This window comes from Bacillus proteolyticus (assembly GCF_001884065.1).
Classification (GTDB): Bacteria; Bacillota; Bacilli; order Bacillales; family Bacillaceae_G; genus Bacillus_A; species Bacillus_A proteolyticus.
This window is the reverse complement of the sequence record NZ_MACH01000159.1, coordinates 37,684-60,160: the sequence shown is the minus strand read 5'-3', so window position 1 is coordinate 60,160 and position 22,477 is coordinate 37,684. Positions and strand designations below refer to the sequence as shown.

Below are 22,477 nucleotides of genomic sequence, written 5' to 3'. Positions count from 1 at the left end.
GCCCTGCACAGCAGGGCGCTTTCACTTTTATCTATTAGCCGATAGAACCTTCCATCTCAAACTTGATTAGGCGGTTCATTTCAACTGCGTATTCCATTGGAAGTTCGCGAGTGAATGGCTCGATGAAGCCCATTACGATCATTTCTGTAGCTTCTTGCTCAGAAATACCGCGGCTCATTAGGTAGAATAATTGTTCTTCTGATACTTTCGATACTTTCGCTTCATGCTCAAGTGAAACGTAATCGTTTTTGATTTCGTTGTAAGGAATTGTATCAGATGTAGATTGGTTATCCATGATTAACGTGTCACACTCGATGTTAGAACGAGAGTTTTTCGCTTTTGGTCCGAATTGTACGATACCACGGTAAGTTACTTTACCACCATGCTTCGCAATCGATTTAGAAACGATTGTTGAAGATGTGTTTGGTGCTAAGTGAATCATTTTCGCACCAGCATCTTGGTGTTGGCCTTTACCAGCAATCGCGATAGATAATGTTAAACCACGAGCGCCTTCGCCTTTTAAGATAACTGCTGGGTATTTCATCGTTAATTTAGATCCGATGTTACCATCAATCCATTCCATCGTTGCGTTTTCTTCACAAACCGCACGTTTTGTAACTAGGTTGTATACGTTGTTCGCCCAGTTTTGGATTGTTGTATAACGGCAATATGCATCTTTTTTAATGATGATTTCTACTACCGCACTGTGAAGTGAGTTAGTCGTGTAAACAGGTGCTGTACAACCTTCTACGTAGTGTACGTGTGCGCCTTCGTCTACGATGATAAGCGTACGCTCGAATTGTCCCATATTTTCAGAGTTAATACGGAAATACGCTTGAAGTGGTGTATCAACTTTAATACCTTTTGGAACGTAGATGAATGATCCACCAGACCAAACTGCAGAGTTTAATGCAGAGAATTTGTTGTCTGTTGGTGGGATTACTTTTCCGAAATGCTCACGGAAAATATCTTCGTTCTCTTTTAATGCGCTATCTGTATCTTTGAAGACGATTCCTAGAGCTTCTAGGTCTTCTTTCATGTTGTGGTATACAACTTCAGATTCGTACTGTGCAGATACACCAGCTAAATATTTTTGCTCAGCTTCAGGAATACCTAATTTATCAAATGTCGCTTTAATTTCCTCAGGTACTTCATCCCAAGACTTCTCAGATTTCTCAGATGGTTTTACGTAGTACGTAATTTCATCAAAATCTAAGTCGTTTAAGTCGCCGCCCCATTGTGGCATTGGCATTTCATAGAACTTATCCAGTGATTTTAAACGGAAGTCTAACATCCACTGTGGTTCTTCTTTCATACGTGAAATCTCTTCAACGATTTCTTTTGTTAAACCGCGTCCAGCACGGAAAATCGAAACGTCTTTGTCTTTGAAACCATATTTATAATCGCCGATATCTGGCAGTTGCTTCGCCATGTTGGTGTGTCCCTCCTTAGATAACCTCATTTTTAGGAACCTTTAACATTACTTATCTTCGTTTAAGCCCTTTTCTAACGCTTTCCACGCTAATGTTGCACATTTAATACGTGCAGGGAACTTGCATACGCCTTGTAATGCTTCAATATCTCCTAAATCAATGCTGTCATCGTACTCTTTTCCTAGCATCATGTCAGAGAAAATTTTCGAAAGCTGAAGTGCTTCTTCAATTTTCTTTCCTTTTACTGCTTGTGTCATCATTGAAGCTGAAGACATTGAGATGGAACATCCTTCTCCTTCAAACTTCGCCTCTTGTACAATACCCTCTTCTACTTTCATCGTAAGTTGAATACGATCGCCGCAAGTTGGATTGTTCAAGTTAACGGTAACACTATCTTCTAATACGCCATGGTTACGAGGATTTTTATAATGATCCATAATAACTTGACGATATAACGTATCTAAATTATTAAATGACATTTGTGAAATACTCCTTTGTCTTGATTAGCGATTCAACAAATGTATCAATTTCTTCTTTTGTATTATATAAATAGAAGCTCGCACGTGCTGTTGAAGAAGCTTTTAGCCACTTCATAAGCGGTTGTGCACAGTGATGTCCTGCGCGAACCGCAATGCCTTCTACATCTAATACAGTTGCTACATCGTGAGGATGTACGTCTTCAATATTAAATGTAACTAGACCAGCGCGATGCTTTGGACCATAAATTGTAACGCCATCTACTTCTGATAGTCTTTCTAAAGCGTATTGCGCTAATTCATGCTCATGCTTTTCAATATTATGAAGACCGATTTCTTCTAGGAAATCAATTGCCGCACCAAGTCCGATTGCATTACCGATAATCGGTGTACCTGCTTCAAACTTCCACGGAAGCTCTTTCCAAGTAGATTCTTGTAAATCTACGAAATCAATCATTTCACCGCCAAATTCAATTGGCTCCATATTGTTTAGCAATTCTTTCTTACCATATAATACGCCGATACCTGTAGGTCCGCACATCTTATGAGCAGATAATGCGTAGAAATCACAGTTTAAATCTTGTACATCCACTTTCATGTGAGGTGTACTTTGTGCACCATCAACGACCATAATTGCTCCGTTTTCGTGTGCGATTGCTCCGATTTCTTTTACAGGGTTAATCGTTCCAAGTACGTTTGATACTTGCATAATAGAAACGATTTTTGTATTCGGTGTAACAGTTTGACGAACATCTTCTAAAGAAATTGTACCGTCTGGTTGAAGCGGAAGGTATTTCAAAGTTGCGCCAGTTTTCTTCGCAACTTGTTGCCACGGAATGATGTTACTATGGTGTTCCATGTAAGAAATAACGATTTCATCGCCTTCTTTTACATTTTCAAGACCATAGCTAGCTGCTACTGTATTTAATGCAGTTGTCGTTCCGCGCGTGAAAATAATCTCTTCCATTGATTTCGCGTTAATAAACTTGCGAACTTTCTCACGTGCACCTTCATACGCGTCGGTAGCTTTCGTACCGAGCGTATGAACACCGCGATGCACGTTAGAATTATATTCTTTATAGTAACGTTCTAACGTTTCAATGACTTGAATTGGTTTTTGAGAAGTTGCTGCACTATCGAAATAAACAAGTTGTTTGCCGTTCACTTTTTGATCAAGAATTGGAAACTGTTTGCGTATTTCATGAATATTCATTAGCGAACTTTCCTTTCAATTACCTCAACAAGCTGTGCTTTTACTCCTTCAATTGGAAGCTCATTTACTACAGGTGCTAAGAATCCATGGATGACTAAACGTTCTGCTTCGCGTTTTGGAATACCACGGCTCATCAAGTAGTATAATTGGTACGGATCTACGCGGCCTACTGAAGCTGCGTGACCTGCCATTACATCATCTTCGTCAATTAAAAGAATTGGGTTTGCATCCCCGCGAGCTTTCTCGTCTAACATAAGAACGCGAGAAGATTGTTGTGCATTTGATTTAGATGCACCGTGTTCAATCTTACCAATTCCGTTAAAGATAGATGTTGCACTATCTTTTTGTACACCGTGTTTTAAGATCCAACCTTCAGAGTGTTTACCGAAGTGAACAACTTTAGTTGTAAAGTTTTGTGTTTGGTTACCACGACCAATTGTTACTGTTTTTGTATCAGCATATGATCCGTCGCCCATTAAGTTCGTAACGTTCTCTGAGATTGTGTTTCCGTCATTCATAAGACCTAGAGCCCAATCAATACGGCCGTCGCGTCCGACAACACCGCGGCGGTTAACGTACGTTGTTACGTCTTTTGCTAATAGATCAACCGCACCGAATTTCACTTGTGCGCCTTGTTCCACGATTACTTCTGCTACGATATTTGCAATACCTTTAGCATTTTCATTTGCAACGTAGTTTTCTACATAAGTTGCAGTACTGTTCGCATCAGCTACGAATAATACGTGGTTATATACGTTAGCTTCTTCGCCGTCTACTAAGAATACAGCTTGAAGTGGAGTTTCAAGAACAACGTTTTTCGGAACATATACGAATGCACCGCCGTTGATTAATGCAGCATGAAGTGCAGTTAGACGATGCTCGTCTACTTTCACGCCGTCTTTCATTAAGTACTTTTGTACTAATTCAGCATGCTCTGTTGCAGCTGTTATAATGTCTGTAAAAATAACACCTTTTTCTTTTGCTTCGTCTGCTAAAGAAACGAACGCAGTTGTACCAGTACGTTGCACTAATACGCTGTTATTTTCATCGATTAAGTTTTTCACTGCTTCTGGAAGCTCTGTTAAAGAACTTACAGGCTCTTGCTTAGCAGCGTCGCCTTTTCCGATAAAGTCCCATTTTTCAATTTTCGTTTTATCAGGCGTTGGCATTGGAAGTTCAGTTGCTTGTGCAAGAGCTTGTAAGCGGAACTCAGTCAACCAAGCAGCTTCGTTTACTTCGCTTGCGCGCTGACGGATTGTTTCTTGATCGAAAGGTAATGTACCGATTGTCATGTTTATGCTCCTCTCTTACGCTTCTTGCTCTGCTGTTTCGTCTTCAATACCTAATTCTTTTTTAATCCAGTCGTAACCTTCAGCTTCTAGACGTTGTGCAAGCTCAGGGCCACCAGATTTAACGATACGACCGTTCATCATAACGTGAACGAAGTCTGGAGTGATGTAGTTTAATAAACGTTGGTAATGCGTAATCATTAGGCAACCGAACTCTTCGCCGCGCATTTGGTTAATACCTTTAGATACAACTTTTAATGCATCGATATCAAGACCTGAGTCGATTTCATCTAAGATTGCGATTTTTGGCTCAATCATCATTAATTGAAGAATTTCGTTACGTTTTTTCTCTCCACCAGAGAAACCTTCGTTTAAGTAACGTTGTGCCATTTCTGGATCCATTTCTAGGAATTCCATGTTTTTATCTAAAGTACGGATGAATTTCATAAGAGAAATTTCATCGCCTTCTTCACGACGTGCATTAATTGCAGAACGTAAGAAGTCAGCGTTTGTTACTCCGCTAATTTCACTTGGATATTGCATTGCTAGGAATAGACCTGCTTGTGCGCGCTCGTCTACTTCCATTTCTAATACATCTTCACCGTCGATGATGATGCTACCTTCTGTTACTTCATACTTTGGGTGACCCATAATTGCAGAAGATAAAGTTGATTTACCTGTTCCGTTAGGTCCCATAATTGCGTGGATTTCTCCACCTTTTACTTCAAGGTTTACACCCTTTAAAATTTCTTTGCCATCAATTGATACATGTAAGTCTTTAACCGTTAATGTAGAACCAGCCATCTCAATACCTCCATTAATCCTATATATACATTTTAAAAATTACTAAAACGTTCATATTCTCATTTTATTCTCATTCTAATCTTATATCAAATAAAATGATATCGCAAACGCTGAAAAAATGTAACAATTTTTTCACAAATGTATATAAGTATTTCCCTTGCATCCTTATATGATACACTTTTCTTCTTATATATATAAAGAAAAAAGGACTGGGGATTTCCCAATCCTTTCCTGCACTTATTCATTTACTGGAAGTACAGCACCTTTATATTCTTTATTGATAAAGTCTTGAATTTCTTTTGAATGCAATACGTCTACTAACTCTTTAATTTCTTTTTTCTTCTCGTCACCTTTACGAACTGCAATAATATTTGCATAAGGAGAGTCTGATCCTTCAATTGCAATCGCATCCTTTGTTGGATTTAATTTCGCATCAATTGCGTAGTTTGAATTAATAAATAAAGCATCACCCTCATTATTTTCATACAGCTTCGGTGAAAGTCCAGGTTCTACATCTGTTTTAAACTTTAAGTTTTTCGGATTTTCCACAACATCTTTTACTGTTGCTTTAACCACATCTACACCGTCTTTTAATTTAATAACGCCGCCTTTTTGCAATAGTGCTAACATACGTCCGCGCTCTGCAACGTTATTACTCATAATAACTGTTCCGCCATCTGGCAAATCTTTTAAGCTTTTATATTTTTTAGAGTAAATGCCCATTGGTTCTAAATGAATTTTTCCTGCGTTTACAATTTCATATCCTTTTTCTTGAATTTCTTTATCTAAATACGGAATGTGCTGGAAGTAGTTTGCATCAATTTCTTTATCCGCTAACGCTTTATTCGGCAACACATAATCTTGGAACTTTTTAATCTCTAATTTAATACCCTTTTTCTCTAATATCGGCTGTGCTTTCTCTAAAATAACAGCGTGCGGCACGTTAGAAGCTCCAACAACAAGCTTATTTTCCTCTTTCCCCCCGCAGGCAGCTAATGTAAATACAGACAGTGCTGTAACAACTGACAGTATAATTTTTTTCATATGATATCCCCTTCTCCCCTATAGTTATGTAGTTATAAAAAGAGCCGGCATACACCAGCCCTTTTCAGCAATTATTCTTTTACAGGAACAACCGCTCCTTTATATTCTTTATTAATAAAGTCTTCAATTTCTTTAGAATGCAGTACTTCTACAAGAGCTTTAATCTCTTTTTTATCTTTATCGCCTTTACGAACAGCTACTACGTTTGCGTATGGAGAATCATCGCCTTCAATTGCAATTGCATCTTTTTCTGGGTTTAATTTCGCATCAATTGCATAGTTCGAGTTAATTAAAACAGCGTCGCCCTCTTTATTGTTATACACTTGTGGTAATAAACCAGGCTCAATATCCGTTTTGAACTTTAAGTTTTTCGGATTATCCGCAATATCTTTTGGAGTTGCTTTAACTGGATCTACTCCGTCCTTAATTTTTAAAATGCCTTCTTTTTGTAAAATTGCTAAACCACGTCCATGATCAGCAACAGAATTACTCATAATAATTGTCGCTCCGTCTGGAAGCTCTTTTAAGCTCTTATATTTTTGAGAATACACACCAATTGGTTCTAAATGAATTTTCCCTGCTACTTCAAAATCATATTTTTTATCTTTAATTTCTTTTTCTAAATACGGAATGTGTTGGAAGTAGTTTGCATCTAAATCCTTATCTGCTAAAGATTTATTCGGCAATACGTAGTCTTGGAATTTTTTAATTTCTAACTCAATCCCTTTTTTCTCAAGTAACGGTTTTGCCTTTTCTAAAATAACCGCATGCGGTACGTTAGAAGCCCCAACAACTAATTTCTTTTCATCTTTATCTTTCCCACCACAAGCAGCTAGCCCAAAAATTGAAGTTGTAATAAGTGCTGTAAGTAATAATTTTTTCATTTGAAATACCCTCCCGTTTCTCATTATCTTTTATCTATTCGAGTCGTTAAACTATCACCAATCCACTGAATGAAAAATACAACTAGTAATACACAAATTGTCGCAACGATTGTTACATCGTTATTTCCTCTCTGGAACCCCTCTAAATAAGCAAGCGTTCCAAGACCACCAGCACCAACAACTCCTGCCATTGCTGTATAGCCTACTAAAGCAATTGTCGTAACCGTAATACCAGATACTAACGCTGGTAACGATTCTGGAATTAACACCTTCAAAATAATTGTGCTTGTTTTTGCCCCCATCGCTTTTGAAGCTTCAATTACGCCTTTATCAATTTCACGAAGTGCGATTTCAACCATTCTCGCGTAAAATGGTGCCGCTCCGATAATTAAAGCTGGCAGCGCTGCACTCGCTCCAAGTATTGTTCCAAGAAGAATCTTTGTGAACGGGATTAATAAAATAATTAAAATGATGAACGGTATCGAACGGAAAATGTTTACGAACGCTCCAATCACCGTATTAATTGCTTTGTTTTCCCATAAATTATCTTTCGCTGTCATAAAGAGTAATAGTCCTAAAATAAGTCCTAAAACAAATGTGGCAAGCGCTGCGATTGCCGTCATATATAACGTTTCACCAGTCGCTTCTAGCATTTGATTCCAATCAACATTTGCGATTAACTTATCCATGTGCAATCACCTCCAGCTCTACTTGATCTTGATGAATTCCTTCTATCGCTTGCTGGATCGCTGTTTCTTCGCCATTTAAATGAACGACTAAACTACCGTAAGAACCGTTATTTGTTTGTGCGATATTTCCTTGCAAAATGCTAACTTCTATATCACCGCGCTGCATTAACCTTTGAAGTACTGGTCTTTCTACCGCTTCACCGATAAACTGCAAGCGAACCACTTTTCCATCTGGATATTTTTCTATTAAACTTTCAATCGTTTCATTTGTATCTTCAGAATCAGTTAATTGCTGTACGAAGCGTTTTGTAATGTCCTGCTGCGGGTTACGGAATACGTCAAGTACTGGACCTGTTTCTACGATTTTCCCTTTCTCCATTACAGCAACTCGATTACAAATCTTCCGAATCACGTGCATCTCATGTGTAATTAATACAATTGTTAAGTTGAGGCGCTTATTAATGTCTAATAATAAATCTAAAATTTGATCCGTCGTTTCTGGATCAAGAGCTGACGTTGCTTCATCACATAAAAGTACTTGTGGATTGTTAGCTAACGCTCTTGCAATCCCAACGCGCTGCTTTTGTCCACCACTTAACTGAGATGGATATGCGTCTCCTCTTCCTTCTAATCCAACGAGATGAATTAACTCATCAACACGTTTTCTTCTCTTCGCCTTATCCACACCCGCAATTTCAAGTGGGAATTCGATATTTTCGCGTACAGTTCGTGACCAAAGTAAGTTGAAGTGCTGAAAAATCATTCCAATTTCTTGTCTTGCCTTACGAAGTTCACTTCCTGTAATTGCTGAAATTACACGATTTGCGATTGTAATTTGACCAGACGTTGGTTTCTCTAACTGATTAAACAATCTAATTAAAGAACTTTTCCCAGCGCCACTATATCCGATAACACCAAATATTTCGCCTTTCTCTATTTGTAAGTTGGCGTTATCTACAGCAGTGACATCACCGCTTTTTGCCTTATATATTTTCTTTACATTTTCTAATAAGATCATGATGTTCACCCCTTTTTTGTTTAAAAAGCGCAAGCGGCTCGTTTAGAATGTGAAGTGGATGGAGCTTCTGACGTAGAGGCGTTTTTTGCCTCATAGGAAGAAGCGAAGCCATCGAACATTCTAGCCGCTGGAGCTGGATTTCATAAAACTTTAGATAGACTCCGCAATTTTTTATTTTTGATGCGGGTTCCACCGTTATCACTACTTTTATTATTTGAATGTCCTCCACATTCAAACAACAAAAAAACCTTTCCGCTTTAGAGAAAGCAGAAAGGTTTATATGCGTATATAACAACATTATCCCTCTCTCTCATCTCTCAAAGCATTTGCTTTGCAGGAATTGGCACCATTTCAACATAAGTTGACGGTTGCCGGGCTTCACAGGGCACAGTCCCTCCACCTCTCTTGATAAGAGAAATCAGATTAAATTTTCGTCTGATTTGAAATTTATTAAATTGTCTATATTTTATGAATTGAATTGTATCAATATCCATACGCCATGTCAACAGAAATTTTCGTAAAAAAAGAAACTTCAGACTTTTAAGCACCCACTGACATCGGCTTACATATATGAAACATTGATTCAACTAATAGCATCGTTCGATACGTTCCCAAATACTGTACACGTCCATCGTTCATTAACATTTGCAATCTTACATTGCCGTTCACCAATTGTTTTACATCTTCTTCATCTACACAAACAATTTGCTCCGTTCCTCTTTCCTCATGTAGCAGCTCTATATAATCTCTTGAAATTTGTAACGAACAACTTTCATCTCCAAAGCGGAAATTAACAGTTTTTTCTCCTTGTCTTAAAAGCGGTTCTAAATGATATTGACCATTAGCATAATTTACAAATGATTGCAGCAAAGAATATAATTTCACCCTAAATCACATCCTTCATATCACTTTCTATTACACATACCATTCCCTCTCACTAAAGAGCAATCCTGTTACTTTCGCTCGACAAATACTGTAACCACCCTGCATCTCGACATATTTCCCAAGAAATATGTCGAGGCGGCAAAAACTTTGCCGCCTACTTTAATTCCGTATATAAATATTCAACCGAATGAAATGCATATATCTTCTTCGTGAGTGTCCCATTTTCAAAAACAAGTAAACACGGTACACTTTCGATTCCATACTCTTTCGCTAAATGCGGAGCATAATTTAAATCTAACATTCCAATTTTCAACTCTTCAATTGTCATCTCAACGACTGTTAACATCTTTTTTGCTAATTGGCATGTTCCACACATTGGAGTATATACATATAACACTGTTTTTTCTTCGTTCTCTATTAGGGCTTTAGCTTCGGCTCCTGTCCAGTCAATCACTTCTATCATTCCTTACCGTAAATATTCTGTATAAACGTCAATGTCAGCTCCCCATAATACATTTGCTAAGTGTGAAGATGGCGCAGTTGCCACTTCTCGGTACGAGCGATCAATATAAATATGCTCTGCTTGCGGAAATTCCTTTCGAAATTGTTTCCTTAACTTTTCTCCAGCATCATCAGCATCCACTAGTACATACACTTCCTTATCAAAAAACTGATCAATGAGCTCATCCATTTTCGACAAACCAATTGTACCATTTGTACAAACAATTTCCACCGGTTCACGAATAATAGATTCAATCTTTCTTCTATCTGATTTACCTTCTACAATAATGACTTTTTCCACATAAATCATATGTCATCACCCGATCACCATATACTATACAACCTTTAACTTAGTATATAGTATATTCGTTATTTTCATGTTGTTTCCTGTTTATTTTTGCAAAAGAAAAGCGGAACCCGCTCAATCAACATGAAACATCTGCGAAAAAGTTTTTCAAAAATCTTCTCCTATATGATAATTAATATATATGTGCTTTCAAATTCATTATGTAACACAACATAAAAAAGGACAGCACGAAGGCTGTCCTTTAGTCGACTATAATTAGTCTTGGTTTGTCATTTCTGCATATTTTTCTGCAGTTAATAACTTCTCAACTTGGCTTGCATCAGAAAGTTCAACTTTAACCATCCATGCACCCTCGTATGGAGATTCGTTAACAAGTTCTGGTTGGTCACTTAATTCTTCGTTTACTGCTACAACTTTACCACTTACAGGTGCGTATAATTCAGAAACTGTTTTAACAGATTCTACGCTTCCGAATGGCTCGCCAGCTTCAATTGTTGCACCTACTTCAGGAAGTTCAACGAATACGATATCGCCTAGCTCACCTTGTGCAAAGTGAGTAATACCGATAACAACCGCATTACCTTCTGTTTTTACCCATTCGTGTTCTTCAGAGTAACGTAAATTATTTGGAATGCTCATGACTGTACCTCCAGTGAATGTATTAATTATGTAAAAATACCTTATTGGTACTTTTTCCACACACTTTCAAACTGCTCTTCGTTAAAACCAAGTGTTACACTCGTTCCATTTGTTACAATTGGACGTTTAATTAACATGCCATCAGATGCTAAAAGCTCGTACATTTCGTCTTCGCTTGCATCCTTTAACTTATCTTTTAAACCAAGTTCGCGGTAACGCATTCCACTTGTATTAAAGAATTTTTTTAATGGCAATTCACTTTTCTCATGTAAATTACGTAAATCTTCTTTTGATGGTGGATTTTCAACAATATGAATCATCTCATATGCTACATCGTTTGCCTCAAACCATTTCTTTGCTTTTTGACATGTGCCACACTTTGGATATGAATAAAATGTTACTGTCATAAATTCACCTACTTTTTTACTAACCTTTACCTTTATCATATAGAAAACGTTTTATTATTTCAAACGATTATTCGCTAAACTTTTACTTATTTCGTTATAATTTTTAATAATCCTGCTAATTTTTCTTATTTTTCCGCCATTTATCAAGAAAAAATAAATATATAATTTTTTAAAAACTTTTTTCTCATCCCACGCCGAACATATATCTTAAACAAATGTTTGATTAAATTCCTATTTTTCTTTGTTCACCCTTGAGCTGCATCAATTTCTTCCTACCGAACATATATCCTAAACAAACGTTTGATTAAATCCCTATTTTTCTTTGTTCACCCTTGAGCTGCATCAATTTCTTCCTATCGAACATACATCTTAAACAAACGTTTGATTAAATTCCTATTTTCCCTTGTTCACCCTTGAGCTGCATCAATTTCTTCCTACCGAACATACATCTTAAGCAAAAGTTTATTTAACCGTTTCAGCCTATAGTCACAAAACCTGGAAACACTTTAAATGACAAAGACTTACAGATAAAAGGAACTAACGATTTTGACCGTAGTAGTGAGCCCGTAAGAAAGTTATTAAACATATCATCAATAAAGCCAAAGTAACTGCTCCTGAGAATATGAAATTCAAATTACTGACTGAAATAAAAAAGACGCATTTAAATTGATGCGTCTTTTGGCGATGTTTCTTTTGTGAAATCATATAAAGCAATCGCGCCTAAAATAACCAATATACCTTCAGGAGCATCCAACAAAATAGTTCTCCAAGTTTCTGATATTACCCATTTAATACCTGCTGCTGATTCAAGATATACTTGAAAATAACTGATTGTAAAATCAATTACATATAAACATACAAGTAATGTTAAACCAAATCGAATTAATTTCTTATTTTTAAACATGTAACACCTCTCAAAATTCATTGGATATTTCTGAGTTCAGTTCATTACATACGAAAATCTCTATATTTAATTTTATCATACAAAAAATCCAAATAAATACAATATGTATATTTGCATATTCCGTGAATATTGAGGAATTACTGTTAATAAAAAATCCCTACAAGTGTAGAATAAAATAGCTTTAGCAATTCCAACAAGTAATCGCATAAATAACGAAATCATTTGAACCACTATATAGACAATCCCAGCCCTTGAAATAAGGGGAAATCCTGTTCCTGGCTACCTATCATAATAAGGATAAAGCTACTTACATACTTGCCCACAAACCAATACCAATCGCAAGGGGCGATGTGGAACTAACATTATCCTCCCTTGATAAAACGAGCTAATACTGGATGCGCTTCATTAAATTTTATAATCAAATCTGCAATAGCCGATATAAAATTATAAATCGGTATCATTACAGCCGCGAATACATCTCGCATACGTTGTAAAGCTTGCGTGAGCTTCTCAATCATATTGTTATATGCTTCTACATAAAAAAATAAGAAGCCTCGTTTACAGGCTCCTTCATCATCTATTTAAATAATCTGCAATTGTTTGGAATACGACGATATACATATTATGAATACTTGCTTCTACATTTCCACCATTTGATAAACCAATTCCCCATTGTTGCCCTTCACCACTTCCGATACTCGCAAAACCTTGCGTATACATCGCATTTACATCTTTTCGGGCACTGTTATACTCTATCCCTTTTGTAATAAAAATCGAATATGATTTATCTTGTAAACCGATAAAAAACACTGGTTTCTTTAGTGATAAAAATACATTTTTATATTGCTCTGTTGAGGCTTCTTGAAAGTGATCTTTCATTATTAGAAAACCATCCACTTCCTTAGATTTCTTTTCCAGTTCCTCTAACTTCATTTCCTCAAACTTTACATTCCTAAACGTATCTCTCGGCTTTTCACCAACAACTCCAATTACGAGTGCTCTTCCGTTATATTCTAATTTCTCTCCTTCTTTATCCTTTGCACACCCAGTACTCACTAGGCATAACAATATAAAAACTAAGAAATAAAATGAACGCTTCATTTAGCACCCTCTCCCTCTTTTAAGTCAAGTGACAAAAATGTAAGGTGAATTCAAGAAAATGTAAGTAAAATCGATAGCCCAATTCGTGTTTCTATATTATAATCAATTGAATTTACTTACATTACTAAAAAACATAGGAGATTGTCATGAAGAAATTTAAACTTTCATCTTTTCTTCCGTTAAGTTATATACTTCTACTCGTACTCGTAAGTCCCCTTTACGACGTATTAAATAAATCAGCTGTTCATGCAGTAAACGTTACAACTGTAGTAGATAGTTGGATTCCATTTATAAAAGCATTTATTATTCCTTATTTACTTTGGTTTCCATACTTATACGGCGCACTTATTTATTACTGCTTTGCTGATCGAAAGCAATATTACGTTACTTTAAGTAGTGTAATTCTTGGCAAACTTGCTTGTTTTTCTGTTTATTATTTTTGGCAAACAACAGTACCGCGTCCAACCGTCGTTGGAACAGACGTATTTTCCGAACTAGTCCGCTATATTTATAGTATCGATCAACCGGTAAACTGTTTCCCTAGCATTCACGTTCTTACTACATTTGTAATAATGCTCGCTGCCTTTAAACGTAGAGAACAACATGCTTTTGAATATTACATTCTTACTTTCTTCGGTACACTTATCATTTTATCAACGCTATTTACGAAGCAACACGCATTTGTAGATGCCGTTTCTGGAATGACGCTTGCAAGCATATTATACTTCGGTGTTCAGCTATTGTTAGCAAAAGAACCAATAAGAGTTCCAGTAAAACAAAATCATAAAATGTAACATAACAAAAAAGCAGACTGTGGCTTCTTCAGTCTGCTTTTCTCTATATCAAGGAGATTTTCAAATTAAGATTGCGGTACAGTCATATCACCTGAGTGAATACGACCTGCTTTTTTAAGAGCAATGTAAAGTATATAAGAAACAGCTACTGGGATGATGATATAAGTGATTATCATCGCTGGGAGAACTCCCCATCCTTGGCTGGAAATTAAATTAATTGGTGCGATAAGAGAACTTAATCCAAGACCTGCAATTTCTTTTCCTGCTTCTAGATGGAAAATCAATGCTGATACTGGGCCCACTATTGCACTGGCGACGACAGTTGGGACGAGAATCATTGGATTTTTAGTAATGTTCGGCAACTGTACTTTTGGAGTACAAAGGGCCTGAGCTAATATGCCGCCTAAATTATTTTCTTTCGCTGAGATTACAGAGAATCCGATAAACTGAGCAACACATCCTGCAAGTGCTGCACCTCCTGCAAGGCCATCTAAGCTAAGTGCTATCGCTAAAGCAGCTGATGAAGCTGGAGAGATAAGTAATAATCCCCAAACTACAGCAATCACGATAGAAGCGACGAACGGGCTACCAGCTGAACTATCTTTAATGAATGCTCCAACTGCATTTAAAACTGGGCTAATATTTTGAGCTAACCAAATACCGACTAAACCAGAACCGAGTATTGCTGCAAATGGAACGAGCATCATATCTAAAGCAGTTTTTCCACTTAATCGTTTACCAATATACACAGCTAAAGTCGCTGTTAATAATGCACCGATTGGTTCACCTGTTTTAATGATAAGACCAGCTTCAGTAATTGAAATGGAACCTGCTCCAATTGCTCCAGCCACCATCGCTGAGAAAATTACGAGTCCGTTTGCACCAAGCATAAAAGCAATTCCGGCTCCAATTGCTGGTGCCATAAGTGATTTTGCAACAACTCCGATTGTAATAAGTAATGGGATATCAACAATTCTTCCTATATTTTCGATCAGTAAACCAATTCCGAGGGATACGAAAATACCCTGTGCGATTCCGGCAGAAGCTTTAAACACACGAGACATTATATATTCCTTCATTTGTTTCACCTTCTCCTATAATTTAGTAACCAATTGTTTTCATATAATCGCGTAAAACATCGTTTGATTTCGCAAAGCGGCTTTCTTCATCTTCTAATAAATTCAGTTCTACCACTTCTCTTACACCGTCTCTAGTAATAATTGCTGGTACTCCTGTACAAATATCGTATTCGCCATATTCGCCATCTAAAATAGCTGAAACAGGGATAACACGGTGATCATCATTGAAAATTGAGCGGGCAATATAAGCTAGGGAATTTCCGATTCCGTAATAAGTAGTTCCTTTACGCTTATAAATTTCCCAGCCGGCTTTTGCAGTCTTTTCAACAATTTCATCTAAATCTATCTCGCCAAATCGTTCTTGTTGTTCCTCTAAAATTTGCAGAATTGGCTTTCCACCAACAGTTACGTGAGACCAAGCAACCATTTGAGAATCACCATGTTCCCCTAATGAATACCCATGAATACTACGAGGATCTACATGTAACATTTCAGATAAAATTGTTCTTAAGCGAGAAGAATCTAGTGATGTACCAGTACCAAGTACACGATTTCTTGGTAAACCAGATAATTTCCAAACTTGATATGTAATAATGTCAACTGGGTTCGATGCGATTAAGAAAATGCCATCAAATCCACTTTCCATTACGCCATTCACAACACTCTCCATAATCTTAGCGCTTGCTCCTAAAGTGTCTAAACGACTTTGTCCAGGCTTCGGCGCTGGTCCTGCTGTAATAATAACAATGTCCATATCTTTGCAGTCTTCATAGCTTCCTGCATATACTTTTGTTCTTGTATTTGTAAAGTTAATGCAATGCGATAAATCCATCGCTTCTCCAACTGCACGTTCATGATTTATATCAATTAACAATAGCTCTTCGCAAATCCCTTGGTTTACAATGGAATACGCGCAGCTTGATCCAACTAATCCAGTACCGATAATTGCAATTTTTCTTGTGTTTCTATTCATAGCAATCTCTCCTAATCGATCATGTAATCTATTTCTTTTGTTCTTTACACTCCTAATTATAGAGATTCCCACGATAGAAACCATGGATACTTTGTGAAATATCGAACAAACTTTTGTCCTTTTTGTGAATTGTCATATTCGATTTTCGTCATATTTGTTACAACTGGAAAAATATTTCTTATGTATTTATTGATATATACCAAACAAAAAAACGAGCGAATCCATTCGCTCGTTTCATTCATCACACTATTCCGCACTTAATTGACTTTTTAATTGCTGTACAATCATTGGATTAGCAGGTGCTGCCGGTTTGTAATAACTCTTTTGCTTTGCGTATTCATACATATTACGTTGACGCATTTCATCTTGATTGCGAATTTGAATTAACGTTTGATGTAACTGTTCATTATCAGACTGAGCAATATAATTTGCATAACTTGTTAAACTTGAATTTAACCCTGCTAAATAATCATTTACCATATCTTTTTCATTCATCTTTCACTTCCTCCTATCCTAGGAAAGTCATTAATTGTTGTTTCGTATTTCGTGCATCTTGTGCATCCTTTTGTAGCATTTGTTTCAACTCTGGATCTGTACATGCCTGTGCATACTGTTCTAACTTGTTAATAATTGTTGCGTGTCCACCAATCAAATGACGTAAGTTTTCTACTTCAAGCTCTGTTAAATTTTGCATAGAATACTCCTACCTTTCTTTGTTCATTCAATATTTATTATTTGATTCTTTTTAAATCGTATTCATTAAAAAGCTTTCTTAAATTCCATTCATAATAAAATCAACCACATCTATTTATGCAGACAAAAAAATGTTATAATTACAGAAAAATACAAATATTAAAAATGTACCCTTAACTTTATAATTCACAAATACACCATATTAAGAAGGTGTGTGCCTATGCAAAGAAAGTTTAAAGTTATCTTCTTCATCGTTTATGCAATCCTATATGTAAAATTGCTAATTGATGTACTAACTTTAAAACCACTATTAACCTCTATACCTTTACACATGTTATTTCTCATTTGTTTCCTATTTATAGCACTTAACAACTATAAAAATCGTAACACTACGTTTTTCTTAGGATTTATTAGTGCGACTCTATTAGTAAGCGTTAGTTTAATTAAAAACTCCCTTTTATAAACTCTACATAACAAAGGAGCAATGACTATGAAAATCCACGACTTTCTTACAAAAAGCCAAGAAGCTTATGATTCTGAGTCAAGCCAGGATCCTTTCGTATTTACGTTTTTCAATTTTGTCTTAGCGATATATACATTTCTAAAGCCTGCTAAATAATATTATTTAGCAAGAAAGAGCCTCTAAATCATTAGAGGCTCTTTCTCATTTTCAAGCCCTGTTCAATTTCGCATAGAATGCTCCTATCTCTCTTTGCTCATTCAAGATTTAGTATTCTGTTCTTTTGGGATTATATGCACTAAAAAACCTTAGAATCACTTCTAAGGTTTCCTCTTATTCAATCTCTCATTACATGTAATCCTTTAATAAACGTTTCTAGTAATAAATATAAACTTGTATCCAAATCTAACGGCAAACCAAATCCACCCTGCTGTTCAATCGACGCAAATCCATGACAAATACTTCTGAATCCACGTGTCGCATGAAGTGCATTCTCTCCTTCTAAGCCGTATTGTTGTAAAACCTGAAGACAAATCTTTACAATTCCGTCACCTGCTTTTCTTACTTCTTCATCTCGTAAAAAGGTTGCTTCATACAATCCAGGATGTTTGCGGACGAATGCTACATACGCTTTTCCTAAAGCATGAATTGCTTCATCCATACGTTTACCCTCGGCCGCTTCTTCCAATCTGTTATGCAACTGTTCTATTCCGTAAATACCAAGATTTTTCCGTACATCTTGTAACCCTTTCACATGATTATATAGAGAGGGCGAACGTATCCCTAACCTTTGCGCTAATGAAGCTATTGTTACTTCTTGTATTCCATTTGCATCCGCAATTTCTGCTGCTGTTTCTACAATTTTCGGTAATGTAAGTCCAATTCTAGGTGACATAAATTAACCCTCTTTTCTACTTTCTATATTCCGCCTAGCTTCCTTAATGGCAAGCTCTATGATAGCGCCTGGATCATTTATCATTTTCCCATGCCCTGCCGCAAGCAAGGAAGGCTCATATTCTCTCAGCTTCTCTGCACTTTGTAATGATATTTCTTTGCTCCACGTTGCCATCGCAGGAAACGGAAACCAAAATTTCATTTGTCCTGAAACAGCCATACCTCCTCTTGTTTGGAAGGCATCCCCGACAATAAGAGCTTTATTTCGTACATCAAGAAACGACATGGAGCCTGGCGTATGTCCCGGTGTCATAATCGCAAGAAGCGATCCAACTCGGTCGCCATCTTCCAATAAAACATCAGGTACCGTTTTTACCTTTTTAGGTACACCGCCTTTTATCGGTATATTCGGTTCATCCTTTTGTAACGTCGTATCTCCTTCTAACAGTTTTGCGTCTCGCTTAGAAATATAGACTGGAACATTAGGAAGCACGTCCTTTAATGCGTCTAGTGCACCGATGTGATCATCATGCGCATGTGTTAATACAATATTCGTAATTGGTTTTCCTATTTTCTCAGCCGCCTGCAAGATTCCTTTTGCACTATATGGCAAAGCAGCATCAATTAAAGTTAAACCATCTTCTTCCTCCACAAAGTAACAATTCACAGGAAACACTCTTGGCAAAAATGACAATTGATATACCGTTTTTTCATGCATCATTCTCATATTCCCATCTCCCTTTTCACGAAAACTAATACTATTAGTTTTATTATACTAATGGCATTAGTTTTTGTCACTAAAAATTACATTTTTTCACAAAAAAAATAACAGTAGTCGTTTATACGACTACTGTTATTTAAAGATATTAAACTGTATAACGCTCATCTTCTAAAATTTTCGCAGCGATTTCTCGTTTCTTCGGAATTACGTTAAGTGGCGTGTGGCGTGTTAATTTGCGTAATGATGATAACATCATGCGCAGCATGTCGCCATTTTCAACTGCGATAAGTGTTTCTTTCGCATCTGCTTCGATTTCGTTGAATGCTTCTTGGCAGAATACTTCAGTGTATAACACTTTTTGTTTATTCTTTTCAAGACCAGTTGTTTTAATTGCTTTTTCTGTACGAAGAACAGCTGATTCCATTGCGTATAGGTTACTTACGATGTCAGCGATATTCACAAGAATTTCTTGCTCTTTATCTAATGCTTTACCGTATTTTTGAGCTGCTAATCCAGCTACCATTAAGCCGATTTTCTTCGCGTTAGTTACTAAATATTTTTGAAGTGCTAATGGCTCATCGCCTACTTCTTCTGGCATCATCATCATTAACTCTTCTTGTAATTTTTGTGCTTTTTGAAGAAGTGGTAATTCACCTTTCATCGCTTTACGTAAGAACGTACCTGGTACGATTAGGCGGTTAATTTCGTTCGTTCCTTCGAAAATACGGTTAATACGAGAATCGCGGTACATTCTTTCAATCTCGTACTCTGCCATAAATCCGTAACCACCGTGAATTTGAACACCTTCATCTACTGTATAATCTAGTACTTCAGAACCGAATACTTTATTTAAAGAACACTCGATTGCATATTCAGCGATAGAAGCTGCTACTGCTTTACCGTCTTTTACTTCTTCTTCAGATAATGTGCTCATGCGGCTTTCGAATAAACCTACTGTACGATATACAGAGCTTTCAGCTGCATATGTTTTTGCTGCCATATTCGCAAGTTTCTCTTGAATTAATGGGAAGCGAGCGATTGGTTGTTTGAACTGTTGACGTTGGTTTGCATATTGTGCTGAAATTTCTACTGCACGTTTCGCAGACCCAACTGTACCAACACCTAATTTATAACGACCGATATTTAAAATGTTGAACGCGATAATATGACCTTTACCGATTTCACCAAGTAAGTTTTCTTTCGGTACTAACGCATCTTCTAAAATTAACGTACGAGTTGATGAACATTTAATACCCATTTTCTTTTCTTCTGGGCTTGTAGATACGCCAGCATACTCTTTCTCTACGATAAATGCTGAGAAATGCTCACCATCTATTTTTGCATATACGACAAATACGTCAGCAAATGCAGAGTTTGTAATCCATTGTTTTTCACCATTTAATACGTAATGTGTACCTTCTGCATTTAAACGTGCAGTTGTTTTTGCGCCTAATGCGTCAGATCCTGAACCTGGCTCTGTTAATGCGTATGCAGCTAATTTTTCACCAGTTGCAAGTAGTGGTAAATATTTTTTCTTTTGCTCTTCGTTACCGAATAATACGATTGGTAACGATCCGATACCTACGTGAGCACCGTGAGTAATTGCAAAGCCACCAGCGCGAGAGAATTTCTCTGCGATTAACGCTGAGCTTACTTTATCAAGGCCAATTCCGCCGTACTCTTCTGGTACGTCAGCGCCTAGTAAACCAAGTTCACCAGCTTCTTTTAAAAGACGAACAGAACGATCAAACTCGTGTTGCTCTAAATATTCAAGCTCCGGAAGAACTTCATTTACGATAAAGTCCTCTGTCGTTTTTGCAATCATTTTATGCTCAGATGAAAAATCTTCTGGCGTAAACACTTGATCAATCGTAATCTCATCTACTAAAAAGCTACCGCCTTTAACCGCACTTCCTACTGTTTTTTCCATGAAAATTTCCTCCTTTATATTTTCATAAGCCGCTTCTTTCTTTTTGAAAGAAGCTGGCTCTCCCATTTATTTTTTATAAACCTTTGTTGCTTCCATTCTTTGTATTAGCGTTTTCTCGTTCTGAGCGAGCCGCTTACACTTTTTTTTATAGTAATTCAAACACTCCCGCTGCTCCCATTCCGCCGCCGATACACATTGTTACGATACCGAATTGCTCATTGCGGCGTTTCATTTCGTGAATAAGAGATAGTGTTAGTTTTGCTCCTGTACAGCCAAGTGGATGTCCAAGTGCGATTGCACCGCCGTTTACGTTTACTTTTTCCTCATCTAAACCAAGTTCACGAATAACTTGGATCGATTGAGAAGCGAATGCTTCGTTTAGTTCGAATAGACCGATATCAGATAGCTCTAAGCCAGCTAATTTTAACGCTTTCGGAATTGCAGCGATTGGACCGATTCCCATTACTTCTGGTGGTACGCCAGCTACTGCAAATGAACGGAATTTCGCAAGTGGCTTCATGCCATCGCTCACTGCTTTTTCACGATCCATTAATAGTACAGATGCTGCACCATCACTCATTTGTGAAGAGTTACCTGCTGTTACAGAACCGCGAACGTTAAATGCTGGACGTAATCTACCTAAAATGTCTAGCGTCGTTTCTGCTCTTACACCTTCGTCTTGTGCGAAAATGATTGCTTCTTCTTGCAGTTTGTTATTTGATCCAACAGTACGTAACGTTACATCTACAGATACTGTTTCATCAGCAAAGTTCCCTGCAGCTAATGCTTTCGCAGCACGTTGATGACTTCTTACTGCAAATGCATCTTGCTCTTCACGAGAAATTCCATATTTCACAGCAACTTGCTCTGCTGTATGCCCCATACCCATATAATATTCTGGAGCCGCTTCTACAAGGCGACTATTTGGACGAACAACGTGTCCCATCATTGGAACTAAACTCATTGATTCCGCTCCGCCTGATAACACAGCTTCAGAGTGACCAAGCATAATGCGCTCTGCTCCATAAGCGATACTTTGTAAACCTGAAGAACAGTAACGGTTAATTGTAATAGCTGGAACATCGTAAGAAAGTCCTGCTAATCCGCCGATATTACGAGCCATGTTTAAGCCTTGCTCTGCTTCTGGCATCGCACAACCGAAAATTAAATCGTCGATTGGTCCTTCATAATTCGCACGCTTTAACGTTTCCTTTACTACTAACGCCCCTAGATCGTCAGGACGAACTGTTTTTAATGAACCCCTCTTTGCTTTTCCAATTGGTGTTCTTGCTCCCGCAACAATGACAGCTTCTCTCATGAACGATATCTCCCCTCGTTA

The 22,477-nt window shown here is 37.2% G+C and carries 26 protein-coding genes, 1 pseudogene and 1 riboswitch; of the genes and pseudogenes, 1 reads left to right on the top strand and 26 read right to left on the bottom strand.

What is annotated here, in order from left to right; genetic code table 11:
* Positions 1-34 precede the first annotated feature (34 nt).
* From sufB to BAQ49_RS29145, 18 genes and pseudogenes are all read right to left on the bottom strand, one after another.
* Entirely contained in the window at positions 35-1,432 is a 1,398-nt protein-coding gene (gene sufB / locus BAQ49_RS29240) for a Fe-S cluster assembly protein SufB (RefSeq protein WP_001118829.1), read from the bottom strand.
* Positions 1,433-1,480: 48 nt separating this feature from the next.
* Complete coding sequence (gene sufU / locus BAQ49_RS29235) at positions 1,481-1,912, bottom strand: Fe-S cluster assembly sulfur transfer protein SufU (protein WP_000009523.1); 432 nt, start codon at positions 1,910-1,912, stop codon at positions 1,481-1,483.
* Positions 1,902-3,122, bottom strand: a complete 1,221-nt coding sequence (gene sufS / locus BAQ49_RS29230; protein ID WP_001020769.1) for a cysteine desulfurase SufS — start codon at positions 3,120-3,122, stop codon at positions 1,902-1,904. The genes sufU and sufS overlap by 11 nt, the downstream gene beginning before the upstream one ends.
* Entirely contained in the window at positions 3,122-4,414 is a 1,293-nt protein-coding gene (gene sufD / locus BAQ49_RS29225; RefSeq protein ID WP_071748145.1) for a Fe-S cluster assembly protein SufD, read from the bottom strand. Before sufD ends, sufS begins: the two co-directional genes overlap by 1 nt.
* A gap of 15 nt (positions 4,415-4,429) precedes the next feature.
* Positions 4,430-5,215, bottom strand: a complete 786-nt coding sequence (gene sufC / locus BAQ49_RS29220) for a Fe-S cluster assembly ATPase SufC (protein ID WP_000929162.1) — start codon at positions 5,213-5,215, stop codon at positions 4,430-4,432.
* A 237-nt stretch (positions 5,216-5,452) separates the two neighbouring features.
* A complete protein-coding gene (gene metQ, locus BAQ49_RS29215) occupies positions 5,453-6,259 on the bottom strand; it encodes a methionine ABC transporter substrate-binding lipoprotein MetQ (RefSeq protein WP_071748144.1) in 807 nt (268 codons plus the stop codon).
* Positions 6,260-6,330: 71 nt separating this feature from the next.
* Positions 6,331-7,143, bottom strand: coding sequence for a methionine ABC transporter substrate-binding lipoprotein MetQ (gene metQ / locus BAQ49_RS29210; RefSeq protein WP_071748143.1), 813 nt, complete (start codon positions 7,141-7,143; stop codon positions 6,331-6,333).
* Positions 7,144-7,166: 23 nt separating this feature from the next.
* Entirely contained in the window at positions 7,167-7,832 is a 666-nt protein-coding gene (locus tag BAQ49_RS29205; protein ID WP_071748142.1) for a methionine ABC transporter permease, read from the bottom strand.
* Positions 7,825-8,850 (bottom strand): methionine ABC transporter ATP-binding protein, encoded by a 1,026-nt coding sequence (locus tag BAQ49_RS29200; RefSeq protein WP_000601785.1) that lies wholly within the window; start codon positions 8,848-8,850, stop codon positions 7,825-7,827. Before BAQ49_RS29200 ends, BAQ49_RS29205 begins: the two co-directional genes overlap by 8 nt.
* Positions 8,851-9,157: 307 nt before the next feature.
* A riboswitch (SAM riboswitch) is annotated at positions 9,158-9,265 on the bottom strand.
* A 125-nt stretch (positions 9,266-9,390) separates the two neighbouring features.
* On the bottom strand, positions 9,391-9,735 hold the full coding sequence (locus BAQ49_RS29190; protein ID WP_071748140.1) for a hypothetical protein: 345 nt from the start codon (positions 9,733-9,735) through the stop codon (positions 9,391-9,393).
* A 154-nt stretch (positions 9,736-9,889) separates the two neighbouring features.
* Positions 9,890-10,198: a thioredoxin family protein gene (locus BAQ49_RS29185; protein ID WP_084667607.1), complete on the bottom strand. Its 309-nt coding sequence runs from the start codon at positions 10,196-10,198 to the stop codon at positions 9,890-9,892.
* Between the two features lie 3 nt (positions 10,199-10,201).
* Entirely contained in the window at positions 10,202-10,546 is a 345-nt protein-coding gene (locus BAQ49_RS29180) for a toprim domain-containing protein (protein ID WP_000640866.1), read from the bottom strand.
* Positions 10,547-10,798: 252 nt separating this feature from the next.
* Entirely contained in the window at positions 10,799-11,182 is a 384-nt protein-coding gene (gene gcvH / locus BAQ49_RS29175) for a glycine cleavage system protein GcvH (protein WP_071748138.1), read from the bottom strand.
* A gap of 41 nt (positions 11,183-11,223) precedes the next feature.
* Complete coding sequence (locus BAQ49_RS29170; RefSeq protein WP_000218970.1) at positions 11,224-11,589, bottom strand: arsenate reductase family protein; 366 nt, start codon at positions 11,587-11,589, stop codon at positions 11,224-11,226.
* A 661-nt stretch (positions 11,590-12,250) separates the two neighbouring features.
* The gene (locus BAQ49_RS29165) at positions 12,251-12,493 is read right to left on the bottom strand and encodes a DUF3937 family protein (RefSeq protein WP_071748137.1); all 243 of its coding nucleotides are present in this window, start codon (positions 12,491-12,493) and stop codon (positions 12,251-12,253) included.
* A 174-nt stretch (positions 12,494-12,667) separates the two neighbouring features.
* A pseudogene (locus tag BAQ49_RS34185) lies at positions 12,668-12,792 on the bottom strand (quinol oxidase); the annotation flags it as partial.
* A gap of 63 nt (positions 12,793-12,855) precedes the next feature.
* The gene (locus tag BAQ49_RS29150; RefSeq protein ID WP_071748136.1) at positions 12,856-13,011 is read right to left on the bottom strand and encodes a tail length tape measure protein; all 156 of its coding nucleotides are present in this window, start codon (positions 13,009-13,011) and stop codon (positions 12,856-12,858) included.
* A 55-nt stretch (positions 13,012-13,066) separates the two neighbouring features.
* Positions 13,067-13,594: a hypothetical protein gene (locus tag BAQ49_RS29145; RefSeq protein WP_071748135.1), complete on the bottom strand. Its 528-nt coding sequence runs from the start codon at positions 13,592-13,594 to the stop codon at positions 13,067-13,069.
* Positions 13,595-13,740: 146 nt separating this feature from the next.
* On the opposite strand from BAQ49_RS29145, the gene BAQ49_RS29140 reads away from it, so the two are divergent.
* Positions 13,741-14,388, top strand: a complete 648-nt coding sequence (locus tag BAQ49_RS29140; RefSeq protein ID WP_071748134.1) for a phosphatase PAP2 family protein — start codon at positions 13,741-13,743, stop codon at positions 14,386-14,388.
* Positions 14,389-14,453: 65 nt separating this feature from the next.
* Here BAQ49_RS29140 and BAQ49_RS29135 read toward each other — a convergent pair whose 3' ends face one another.
* The 8 genes from BAQ49_RS29135 to BAQ49_RS29090 all read right to left on the bottom strand — a co-directional run bounded on the left by BAQ49_RS29135 (position 14,454) and on the right by BAQ49_RS29090 (position 22,456).
* Complete coding sequence (locus BAQ49_RS29135; RefSeq protein WP_071748133.1) at positions 14,454-15,467, bottom strand: PTS sugar transporter subunit IIC; 1,014 nt, start codon at positions 15,465-15,467, stop codon at positions 14,454-14,456.
* Positions 15,468-15,489: 22 nt separating this feature from the next.
* Positions 15,490-16,440: an L-lactate dehydrogenase gene (locus BAQ49_RS29130; protein WP_071748132.1), complete on the bottom strand. Its 951-nt coding sequence runs from the start codon at positions 16,438-16,440 to the stop codon at positions 15,490-15,492.
* Between the two features lie 246 nt (positions 16,441-16,686).
* Positions 16,687-16,935 (bottom strand): spore coat protein, encoded by a 249-nt coding sequence (locus BAQ49_RS29120; RefSeq protein WP_071748131.1) that lies wholly within the window; start codon positions 16,933-16,935, stop codon positions 16,687-16,689.
* 13 nt (positions 16,936-16,948) lie between these two features.
* Positions 16,949-17,134: a hypothetical protein gene (locus tag BAQ49_RS29115; RefSeq protein ID WP_044738025.1), complete on the bottom strand. Its 186-nt coding sequence runs from the start codon at positions 17,132-17,134 to the stop codon at positions 16,949-16,951.
* Between the two features lie 796 nt (positions 17,135-17,930).
* Complete coding sequence (locus BAQ49_RS29105) at positions 17,931-18,488, bottom strand: TetR/AcrR family transcriptional regulator (protein WP_071748130.1); 558 nt, start codon at positions 18,486-18,488, stop codon at positions 17,931-17,933.
* A 3-nt stretch (positions 18,489-18,491) separates the two neighbouring features.
* Positions 18,492-19,214, bottom strand: a complete 723-nt coding sequence (locus BAQ49_RS29100; RefSeq protein WP_071748129.1) for an MBL fold metallo-hydrolase — start codon at positions 19,212-19,214, stop codon at positions 18,492-18,494.
* Between the two features lie 139 nt (positions 19,215-19,353).
* Positions 19,354-21,138: an acyl-CoA dehydrogenase FadE gene (locus tag BAQ49_RS29095; protein ID WP_071748128.1), complete on the bottom strand. Its 1,785-nt coding sequence runs from the start codon at positions 21,136-21,138 to the stop codon at positions 19,354-19,356.
* Between the two features lie 145 nt (positions 21,139-21,283).
* Complete coding sequence (locus BAQ49_RS29090; RefSeq protein ID WP_071748127.1) at positions 21,284-22,456, bottom strand: acetyl-CoA C-acetyltransferase; 1,173 nt, start codon at positions 22,454-22,456, stop codon at positions 21,284-21,286.
* Positions 22,457-22,477: the final 21 nt, after the last annotated feature.